The 9,054-nt window shown below is 66.0% G+C and carries 9 protein-coding genes and 1 rRNA gene; 4 read left to right on the top strand and 6 right to left on the bottom strand.

Features of this window, described 5'->3' with window-relative positions; all coding sequences use genetic code 11:
- Positions 1-86, top strand: a 5S ribosomal RNA gene (rrf, locus tag AC3WMR_RS30100); the annotation flags it as partial.
- A gap of 157 nt (positions 87-243) precedes the next feature.
- Here the strand turns inward: rrf and AC3WMR_RS30095 are convergent.
- A complete protein-coding gene (locus AC3WMR_RS30095) occupies positions 244-999 on the bottom strand; it encodes an aldolase (protein ID WP_492266739.1) in 756 nt (251 codons plus the stop codon).
- 321 nt (positions 1,000-1,320) lie between these two features.
- On the bottom strand, positions 1,321-2,031 hold the full coding sequence (locus AC3WMR_RS30090) for a haloacid dehalogenase type II (protein ID WP_492266738.1): 711 nt from the start codon (positions 2,029-2,031) through the stop codon (positions 1,321-1,323).
- Between the two features lie 600 nt (positions 2,032-2,631).
- On the opposite strand from AC3WMR_RS30090, the gene AC3WMR_RS30085 reads away from it, so the two are divergent.
- Positions 2,632-3,516 carry a LysR substrate-binding domain-containing protein gene (locus tag AC3WMR_RS30085; RefSeq protein ID WP_492266737.1) on the top strand — a complete coding sequence of 295 codons (885 nt, stop codon included), beginning with the start codon at positions 2,632-2,634 and terminating at the stop codon, positions 3,514-3,516.
- Between the two features lie 150 nt (positions 3,517-3,666).
- Here the strand turns inward: AC3WMR_RS30085 and AC3WMR_RS30080 are convergent, their stop codons facing one another.
- The 3 genes from AC3WMR_RS30080 to AC3WMR_RS30070 all read right to left on the bottom strand — a co-directional run bounded on the left by AC3WMR_RS30080 (position 3,667) and on the right by AC3WMR_RS30070 (position 5,602).
- Entirely contained in the window at positions 3,667-4,056 is a 390-nt protein-coding gene (locus AC3WMR_RS30080; protein WP_492266736.1) for a YchJ family protein, read from the bottom strand.
- 6 nt (positions 4,057-4,062) lie between these two features.
- A complete protein-coding gene (locus tag AC3WMR_RS30075) occupies positions 4,063-4,335 on the bottom strand; it encodes a GNAT family N-acetyltransferase (protein ID WP_492266735.1) in 273 nt (90 codons plus the stop codon).
- A 322-nt stretch (positions 4,336-4,657) separates the two neighbouring features.
- Positions 4,658-5,602, bottom strand: a complete 945-nt coding sequence (locus AC3WMR_RS30070) for a 3-hydroxyacyl-CoA dehydrogenase NAD-binding domain-containing protein (protein ID WP_492266734.1) — start codon at positions 5,600-5,602, stop codon at positions 4,658-4,660.
- A 114-nt stretch (positions 5,603-5,716) separates the two neighbouring features.
- On the opposite strand from AC3WMR_RS30070, the gene AC3WMR_RS30065 reads away from it, so the two are divergent.
- Complete coding sequence (locus AC3WMR_RS30065) at positions 5,717-6,367, top strand: hypothetical protein (protein WP_492266733.1); 651 nt, start codon at positions 5,717-5,719, stop codon at positions 6,365-6,367.
- Positions 6,368-6,436: 69 nt separating this feature from the next.
- On the opposite strand, the gene AC3WMR_RS30060 is transcribed toward AC3WMR_RS30065, so the two are convergent.
- A complete protein-coding gene (locus AC3WMR_RS30060) occupies positions 6,437-7,849 on the bottom strand; it encodes an MFS transporter (protein ID WP_492266732.1) in 1,413 nt (470 codons plus the stop codon).
- A gap of 213 nt (positions 7,850-8,062) precedes the next feature.
- Here AC3WMR_RS30060 and AC3WMR_RS30055 point away from each other — a divergent pair, with 213 nt between their 5' ends.
- Positions 8,063-8,929, top strand: a complete 867-nt coding sequence (locus AC3WMR_RS30055; RefSeq protein ID WP_492266731.1) for a LysR family transcriptional regulator — start codon at positions 8,063-8,065, stop codon at positions 8,927-8,929.
- Positions 8,930-9,054: the final 125 nt, after the last annotated feature.

The raw sequence follows: 9,054 nt of genomic DNA, 5'->3' as shown, positions 1-9,054 counted from the left end.
CTCCTTCCCATCCCGAACAGGACAGTGAAACGCCTTTGCGCCGATGATAGTGGACGGACGTCTGTGAAAGTAGGTCAGCGTCAGGCAGTTATTCAAAAGAAAACCCCACAGGCTCGCGCCTGTGGGGTTTTTGTTTTGGGCGGTAGTGGACGCGTCAATGCGATCCCGCCGCTATTGGATTTTGTTGAATCGACTTGATGCGATTACGCACCGGGTGGCGTCAACGCGATCCCGGAAGTCGAATCAACGCGATCCCGTGTCCGGCAGTTGGCGTCGCAGGGCAATGAAGAACAGTTCGGATTGCAGGCGTTCGCTTTGGATCTGTGCGGCGACCTTGGCAGCGATGGCGGGGTCTGCCGGCGCCAAGGGGCGGCCGGTGGACTGGGCCAGGACCTGGGCGTTGCAGGCGCGCTCGAGGAAGAAAAGATCGTCGTAGGCGTAGTCCAGCCGTTCGCCGCAGACGACGACGCCGTGATTGCCCAGGAAGGCGATGTCGGCGCCCTGCATGGCGTGGGCGATGCGTTCGCCTTCGCTGGCGTCCAGGGCCAGGCCGTTGTAGTCGGCGTCGACGGCGATGCGGCCATGAAAGCGCATGGCGTTCTGGGACAGGGTGGTGTCGAGCGTGCGATCGGCCGTGAGCGTCAAGGCCGTGGCGTAGGGCATGTGGGTATGCAGCACACAGGCCTTGCCGGCGATGCGGTGAATGGCGGCATGAATGAACATGGCCGTGGGTTCGACTTCATGGCGGCCTGCCAATTTGTGGCCATGGGCGTCGACCAGCACGATGTCGTCGGCCTGGACTTCGTTCCACATCAGCCCGCGGGGATTCAAGAGGAAATGATCGGGATCGCCGGGCAGCGCGACGCTGAAATGGTTGCACACGCCTTCGCCGAGCCCATGGGAGGCGGCGGCACGCAGCGCCAGGGCCAGGTCGGCGCGCAAGGCAGCGACATGTTCGGCATGGAAGAGTGCGTCGGGGAAGTGAGGATCTTTGTTCATTGGGCTACCCAGCGTGGATGTCCAGGTTGACGGTTGGAATAGGGCGAATGGCTTGATCACCGTAGCGGATTGGCATTGCCTGCCGAGACGCGCTACGGCTGATCAACCGGCGATACAGGTTTTCGGTTTTGCAAGCCTGGCAGAGAAGATCTGGCGTATCTCTGATTGCTCAGCCTATATGCTGCCTGGAATGCTGCCTGACAGCCAGTCTCAAAGCCAAGCTCAACGCCGGTCTCAAAGCCGGTCTCAAAGCCAGGTTCAAAGCCAGGTTCAAAGCCATGTTCGAGTGCAGCCACACAGGCTGCCCTGGCGTCACCCGCTTTACAGCCAGCCTGCCTGTCGGAAGAGGGCCGGAACCTTGTCCAAGGTGGAGACGGTGGCGTCGGGACGGTAGTCCGGCAAGGGTTGGCGGCCGGTGCCGCGGTCGATCCAGACACAGCGAAAGCCGATGTCGCGGGCCGCAGCGTGATCCAGGTGCGGGCTGGCGCAGATGTGCACGACCTCGTCGGGGGTGACGCCCAGGCTGTCGTGGGCGTGGGCGAAGATCTTGCGTGATGGCTTGTAGGCGCCGGCTTGTTCGGCGGTGATGACGCGGTCGATATGGCCGCCGAGCTGTGCGACGTTGCCGGCGATGATGGCGTCGTCGGTGTTGGAAATGATGCAGAGCTTGAAGCCGGCTTGTTTCAGGACCGCCAACGTGTCGACGACCTCGGGAAACGGCGGCATGGCGGAGATGCTGCCGGTCAGCAGGCTGGCGTCTTCGGGGCGGTAGGACAGTTGCAGGTCGTGCATGGTCAGCCGCAGGGATTCCCGGGTGACGTCGGCGAAGCTCATGTGGGGAGGCGTGCGCTCGAGCCGGTGCTCATGTTCGTCGTAGACGCTGAGGAATTGGGCTGGTGTGGGCGTGTGTGCTTGTTGGCCGCCGGCCAGGATACGGGCTACCGCGGCCTGCAGGCCTTCGTCCCATTGGATCAGGGTGCCATAGCAGTCGAAGGTAAGCCATTGCGGGAGGGGAAGGTGGTCCAGGGGCATGAGAAGTCCTTCTTCTATAAGCGGTTGGAGAATTCGTACCAGCTTAGAGTGGCTCACCGTGAGATGTAAAATTAATAATAAAACTCTTGTTAGTGATTAAATAGATATCCAAGGCTTGCGTCCGACGATTGCGATTCCGCGCCTGATCGCGACTCCGGATTCTGAAGTGTGGGGGGTGGCGCCAGGCGAGCGGGGCGGGGCCGAAGCGGGCAGGGCGGTGCGCAAGCCAAGCCCGGCACATCCCTGCGCGAAGCCAAGCGCGGACATGCAAGCCGAGTCAAGTCTAGCGAAGCTAAGCCTGGCGAAGCTAAGCCTGGCCTAGCCAAGTCAACCCAAGCGGAGCCGAGCCAAGTCACCAAGCGGAGCCGAGCCAAGCCAAGCCGGGTCAAATCGAACGAAGCCGCGCCAAGCTGAGCCAAGTACAAGCTGAGCCAAGTACAAGCCGAGCCAAGTCAAGCCGAGCCAAGTCAAGCCGAGCCAAGTCAAGCCGAGCCAAGTCAAGCCAAGCCAAGCCAAAGCCCTACCCGGGCCATGCTCGCGGGTCTCTTGAAGCCTCAAATTTCCCGCATTTCAACCTTATAGACAGATGACGGACCCTTCATGCTTGATCTCGAACTTCTCAGGACGCTCGTCTGCGTAGCGGATGAGGGCAGCTTTACGCGGGCCGCCGGCAGGGTCCATCGTACGCAATCGACCGTCAGCCAGCAGGTGCGCAAGCTGGAGCAGACGGTGGGCAAGACTTTGCTGCTGCGCGACCGTACCGGCAACCAGGTGGCGGCGACCGAGGATGGCCAACTGATGCTGGCCTACGCGCGCAAGCTGCTGGCGATGGCGGATGAGGCCGAACTGGTGTTGTCGGCGCCTCGACGGGCGCAGGTCATCCGGTTGGGCGTGCCGGAAGATTTTGATGTGTCGCGGCTGACGACGTTGCTGGCGGGATTTGCCGCCAGCCATCCGGATATACGCCTGGAGACGGGCAGCGGTATGAGCACCGACCTGAAGGCCAGGCTGGCCGCGGGCGAGCTGGACCTGGCGTTGATCAAACGCGAACCGGGCGACGGCGCGAGCCTGGCGGCTTGGCCGGAACGGTTGGTGTGGGTGGGCGACAAGCGCTTGTTGCAGGGGCAGGATGCCGTGCCGCTGGTGTTGTTTCCGCAGGGCTGCATCTATCGCAAGCGCATGGTCTACGCGCTGGAAAGCGCGGGGCGGCCATGGCGCGCGGCCTATCACAGCCAAAGCCTGGCGGGCGTGCAGGCGGCGGTGGCGGCGGGGTTGGGCGTATCGTTGTTGCCAGCCTTTGCCTGTTTGCCCGAACACGGGGTGCTGGGCGTGGAGCAGGGCTTGGCCGAGGCGCCGCCGACGGAATTGGCGATCGTGGGCGACCTGCGGGCCGCGTCCGAGGCGCAGGCCAGCCTGGTGGCGGTACTGAAGGAGGCGGTGGGCGCGGATGCGGCGCCGCCGCCGCGGCGGCCTGTGTCCGCTTAGGCTTTGTCGGCGTTGGGTCAGCGCCCGGCGTCAGCTCGGGTTGTGATCGACGTGGAACCCCTGCGCGGTATCAGCTTGGATAGTGGTTGACCTGGAATCCGCGTCCGGTATCTGCCTGGATCACTGTCGACGTCGTACTCGCGCCCGGCGTCAACTCAGGTCGCCATCGACGTAATACCAGCGTCCGGACTCGCGCACGAAACGGCTGACTTCATGCAGGCGGCTGGCGCGTCCGGCCAGGCGGCTGCGGGCGACGAATTCGACGGTGACGTGGTCGGCGTCCTGATCGCGGGCTTGCTTGACCGTCAGCCCCAGCCATTTCAGGCCGGGCGGGTTGGGTTCGAGCGAGGCCGGACGGGTGCTGGGGTGCCAGGTCTCCAGCAGATAAGGCAGCTTGTCCAGGACGAAGGCACTGTAGCGCGAACGCATCAGGTCTTGTGCGGTCGGGGCTTGCAAGGCTTGCGGGCCTTCGTGCCAGCGGCCGCAGCAAGCGGCGTAGGATTTCGCGGAGCCACAGGGGCAGGCGGCGGGATTGAGCATCAGGTGCTAGGCCAGCAGGTCGTTGTATTCAGGATGGCGGCGCATGTAGACGGCGGCGTAGGAGCAGCTGGGGCGCACTTTCAAGCCTTGAGCGCGGGCGCTGTCTAGCGCGACGCGGGTGAGTTCGGCGGCGATGCCGCGGCCGCCGACTTCGCTGGGAACGCCCGTGTGGGTGATGGTCATCACGCCGTCTTGCAGGTGGTAGTCCAGCACGCACAGAACACCGTCTACGGTGGTCGTGTAGCGGGAATGCGCGGTGTCGTGGGTCACGGAAATCATGGGAGAGAATCCTGTGCTTGAGGGGCCAGCGTGGCCGGATGATTCATAGGATACCAGCGGCGCGGCGCGCTTCCGATCGCGTGCCGGCTCGCCAGAACCGCCACGCAACCTGAATGCTGAGATCGCTGCCGTCGCGCGGGAAGCCATGAACGGTGCATGGGCTGCCGTCATGCGAGACGGCACCATTTCCGCGATAGCCCCGATGTACGGGAAGGTATCAACGCTGCATGTGCCCGCCATCGTGCGAGGCGGCGGTGTTGCGGGATATTCCGCAGCGTGTGGGAGATCGACGCCACGTCGACCTCAATCCGGGCAGGACTGCTCAGCGCTGCAGGACCTTGAGCAGTGCCGTGAGTTGCGCGTCGCGGGTCTGGACCAGGTCGGCGATGTTGCGTGAGCCGGCTTCTGCGTTGACGCCTTCGATCAGCCGGCGTTGCAGTTCGGGGGTGACGTCCGGGGTGCCCAGGTCGTCCCACCAGGTCTGCACGGGGCCGAGCAGGTGGTCCATGAAGTGCGCCAAGCCGCCGGCGCCGCCGCCCAGGTTGAAGGTCATGTGCGGGCCGAACAGGGCCCAGCGCAATCCCGGACCTTGCGAGACGGCGGCATCGATGTCGGCGACGCTGGCGACGTTTTCGGCGGCCAGGTGGATGGCCTCGCGCCACAGGGCGGCCTGCAGGCGGTTGGCGATGTGGCCGGGCACTTCCTTGTTCAGGCGGATGGGGTGCTTGCCCAGTTGGCGGTAGAAGGCGATGCAGCGGTCGATGGTGTCGGCCGAGGTCTGTTCGCCGCCCACGACTTCGACGAGCGGGATGAGGTGGGGCGGATTGAAGGGATGGCCGATGACGAAACGCCCGGCGTGGCGGCAGCGCGCTTGCAGGCGAGTCATGATGAGGCCCGATGAGCTGGATGCGACGATGACGTGAGGCGGCAGGATGGCGTCGATGCGGGCGAACAGGTCGGTCTTGAAGTCTTCGCGTTCGGGCGCGTTTTCCTGGACGAAATCGACACGCTGCAGGGCGCTGGTCAGGTCGGGCTCGAAGCGCAACGCGTCGGGATTGGCGCCGGCGTTGACGCGGCCGAGTTCGGTCAGCACGGGCCAGGCGGCGGCGACGCGGGCGCGTGTCTGGGATTCGGCGTCGGCGGCGGGGTCGCTGACCACGACGTCCAGGCCGTGCGCCAGGAACAGCGCGGCCCAGCTGGCGCCGATGGTGCCCGCGCCGACGATGGCGACGCGGCGGATGGCGGGATGAGAGGACGAGTCGGTCATGCGGCGCTCCGGAAGCAGGTCGGGGAAGGGCTATTGTGAAGCAAAGGCGGCGGTGTTGCCACGCGGCGCGGCGAACGGCAAGATGGGGGCTCCTGACATGGACTGGAACGGTGGATGGACGATTCTCGATCGGGCGCGCAGCCGGCAGTGCCTTATTTTTGCCAGTGGGAATCCGCGCATCTGGCGGGCGAGATCATCCGCAAGACGCTGCGCCTGGAGGAAGACCCCGCGTGGCGCGGTTCAGGGGCCAACAGCGTGGAGGAGTACGCGCGCTGGGCCAGCCACGTCTGTGGCATGGCCTGTCTGAAGATGGTGCTGGCCGCGCGTACCGGCAAGGTTCATCCGACGCTGGAGCTGGCGCGCCGCAGCCTGCCTTATGGCGCATATACGGACGTGGATGGCCACATCAAGGGGCTGATCTACGCGCCGTTCGTGCGTTTCGTGGCGGAGGACTTCGGCCTGGAGGCCGACGTGCGGGTGGGCGTGCGCGCCGCGGAACTGCCGGCGCTGATGGCGAGGGCCGAGTACTTCATGGCCTCGGTGCATCCGTGGATACGCTGGCCGGAGCGCGAACCGCCGGCCAAGGGCGGGCACCTGGTGCTGGTGACGCGGGCGACGGCGGATGGCGTGACCTTTCACAACCCGTCTGGTGAACCGGGTGTGCAGGCGGATGCCACGGTGCCGCTGCACGTGTTCGATACGTTCTTCGCGGGTCGGGGTGTGGCGATCCTGCCGCAAGGCGGCCGGCCCGGGCAGGACGCCTGACGCGCGGCCGCGCACGGAGAACCGATCCGAGCCGCGACGCAATCAGGCGCAACGCGTGGTTGCCGCCGATCAGGCGTTGCGGGCGCGGCGCAGATGCGTCCAGACCAGCATCGCGGCGACCAGATAGGCGGCGGCGATGATGCTGTAGGCGGCGGGCAGGCTGGCGTGCCAGTCGGGCAAGAGATGCAGCACGGTGCCCATGAGCGCCACGCCGACCAGGGCGCCTGATTGGCGGTTGGCATTCAAGGCGGCCGCGGCGCTGTTGGCATGGTGCTTGCCGGACACTTGCATGACGACGCTGGTCATCGCGGGGACCGCGATGCCCACGCCCAGGTTGGCCAGGGCGACCACGATGGCAAAGGGCCAGTAGGCAATGTCCGGTGAAAACGCGGCGAGGCCGACTGCGCTCATGAGGGTGGCGAGCGAGATGCCGCCCAGCAGCGAGGCCGACACATTCCAGCGCGCTGACACGCGACCCGAGATCAGGTTGCCGATCGAGAACACGGCCAGCATGGGCACGAGCTGGATGCCGGTCTGCAAGGCGTCGGCGCCGCGGGCGTGCTGCAGGAACAGGCTCAGCAGGAACAACTGGCCGTACGACGCAAGGTTGATCAGGAAGCCGACGCCGTTGGCCGCGGCGAATTGCGAGGTCTGGAACAGGGCACGCGGGATGATCGGTTCGGCGTGACGCCGTTCGCGACGCACCAGCAGGACGGTGGTTGCGGCGCACAGGGCAACGGCGGCCAGGATGGGCGTCGACGACCAGCCGTAGGCGTTGCCCTGGATCAGTACGAAGCACAGCGAGGACAAGGCGATGACGCCCAGCAGATGGCTGAGCGGATTGAGCGCGCGCGGCCGGCGCGGGGCGGCCTGGATGCGGCGCCGCGCCAGCCACAGGCCGGCCAGACCCAGCGGCAGGTTGATGAGGAAGATGCCGCGCCAGCCGAACTGGTGGATCAGCACGCCGCCGAGCAGGGGGCCGGCCGCGCCCGCGACGGCCACGATGGCCGACCAGGCGGCCAACATGCGGTTGCGCACGTGTTCGTCTTCGTAGGCATGGGTCAGCAGGCTGAGCGAGCTGGGCATGAACAGGGCCGCACCCAGGCCTTGCAGCATGCGGGCGGCGATAAGCAGGTCGCCGTTGGGGGCGATGCCACAGAGCAGCGAGGCCAGCGTGAAGACGCCCAGGCCGGCCAGGTAGATGGTCTTGGCGCCGTAGCGATCGGCCAGCGCGCCGGCCACCAGCAAAAGGGCGGCGAAGGTCAGGGTGTAGCCGTCGACGATCCAGACCAGGTCGGTGAGCGGCACGGTGAATTGCAGCGCGATGCTGGGCAAGGCGACGTTGACGACGGTGACGTCCAGCATGGCCATGACGAAGCCGATGGCCAGGGTGACCAGCGGCAACAGGCCCGTGGTGGCGGGCCGCAGGGCGGGCTCCGGGACGGGGGGAGTGACAGGAGCGGTGGGGCAGGCGGTGCGCATTGCAGACATTCCGGGGGGACTTTCCGAGGTGCAAAGCTTAGGAGGTTTGGCTGATGCAAAAAAGAGGAATAATTGCTTTATAGTGATGCAAAAATGCATCTATCGATGATCCGGGCGCTGTCATGGTTTTGTCGTTCAGCGCCCTGCCTGGCCGGCCTGTGCAGGCATCCCGTCCCTGAAACACGCCGCGACGGCGGCCCAAGGAGCTGACCCATGGATTGGGACAACGCGCGGATATTCCTGGCCATCTATCGCAACGGCACGCTGCGCGGCGCGGCGGCGTTGCTGCAGATCGACCAGGCCACCGCCGGCCGACGGCTGGCGGCGCTGGAAACCTCGTTGGACGCCCGTTTGTTCCTGCGCACGCCCAGCGGCTACGTGCCGACGGCGGCCGGCGAGCAGGCCTTTGCGGCGGCCGAGCGCATGGAGCAGGCGGCCGACCAGCTGCAGCGGCAGATGCAGGGGCTGGACCATCGATTGTCGGGGGTGGTGCGGGTGGCGACGTCGGAGACGGTCGCCAGCTACTTCATCATGGAGGCCATTCGCCGGCTGCACACGCAGCACCCGGACATCCGCATCGCGCTGTCGACGTCGATCCAGTTGAGCAACCTGACGCGGCGCGAGGCGGACCTGGCGATCCGCAATATCAAGCCGGACAATCCGGACTTGATCCAGCGCCACCTGGCGCGCAAGGAAGTCGGACTGTACGCGTCCAAGGCCTATCTCAAGGCGCATGGCGAGCCCAAGCCCGGCACGGCGTTCGCGGGCCATACGTTGGTGACTTACCAGCAGTCGGTGCTGCCCGGCTGGTCCGATACGTTCTGCGGCGAGCCGACCGGCAACGGCCATATCGCCATGGAGCTCAATTCCGGCCTGATGATCATCGAGGCCGTGGCGGCGGGGCTGGGCATCGGCGAACTGCCGGTGCACATGGCGCCGCAGTATCCGGATCTGGTGCGCATCTGGCCGAACCGCAGCGAACCCTACGACCTGTGGCTGGTGATGCACGGCGACCTTAACCGCACGGCGCGGGTTCGGGCCGTGGCGGACGCGATCATCGAGGTGTTCGAGGACGACTGAGACGGACTGCAATGCCGTGCTGCGCCAGTGTCAGCACCGGGCCTGCCCGGGTTGTGGCGGCGCGCGGCAGGCGCTAAGGTTTACCGTCCGGCGGCCGTGCGCCGCCGCAACGTCTTCCCTGACCT

Source organism: Achromobacter sp. FW305-C-28, assembly GCF_058783235.1.
Note: the sequence above shows the minus strand (reverse complement) of the source record. Positions and strands in the feature narration are given on the sequence as shown.

Excerpts from the sequence above, each read along its gene's own strand:
- AC3WMR_RS30060 (WP_492266732.1), bottom strand. The coding sequence starts at position 7,849 with ATGCGCACCGCCTGCCCCACCGCTCCTGTCACTCCCCCCGTCCCGGAG.
- AC3WMR_RS30085 (WP_492266737.1), top strand. The coding sequence starts at position 2,632 with ATGCTTGATCTCGAACTTCTCAGGACGCTCGTCTGCGTAGCGGATGAG.
- AC3WMR_RS30075 (WP_492266735.1), bottom strand. The coding sequence starts at position 4,335 with ATGATTTCCGTGACCCACGACACCGCGCATTCCCGCTACACGACCACC.
- AC3WMR_RS30065 (WP_492266733.1), top strand. The coding sequence starts at position 5,717 with ATGGACGATTCTCGATCGGGCGCGCAGCCGGCAGTGCCTTATTTTTGC.
- AC3WMR_RS30095 (WP_492266739.1), bottom strand. The coding sequence starts at position 999 with ATGAACAAAGATCCTCACTTCCCCGACGCACTCTTCCATGCCGAACAT.
- AC3WMR_RS30070 (WP_492266734.1), bottom strand. The coding sequence starts at position 5,602 with ATGACCGACTCGTCCTCTCATCCCGCCATCCGCCGCGTCGCCATCGTC.
- AC3WMR_RS30090 (WP_492266738.1), bottom strand. The coding sequence starts at position 2,031 with ATGCCCCTGGACCACCTTCCCCTCCCGCAATGGCTTACCTTCGACTGC.
- AC3WMR_RS30080 (WP_492266736.1), bottom strand. The coding sequence starts at position 4,056 with ATGCTCAATCCCGCCGCCTGCCCCTGTGGCTCCGCGAAATCCTACGCC.
- AC3WMR_RS30055 (WP_492266731.1), top strand. The coding sequence starts at position 8,063 with ATGGATTGGGACAACGCGCGGATATTCCTGGCCATCTATCGCAACGGC.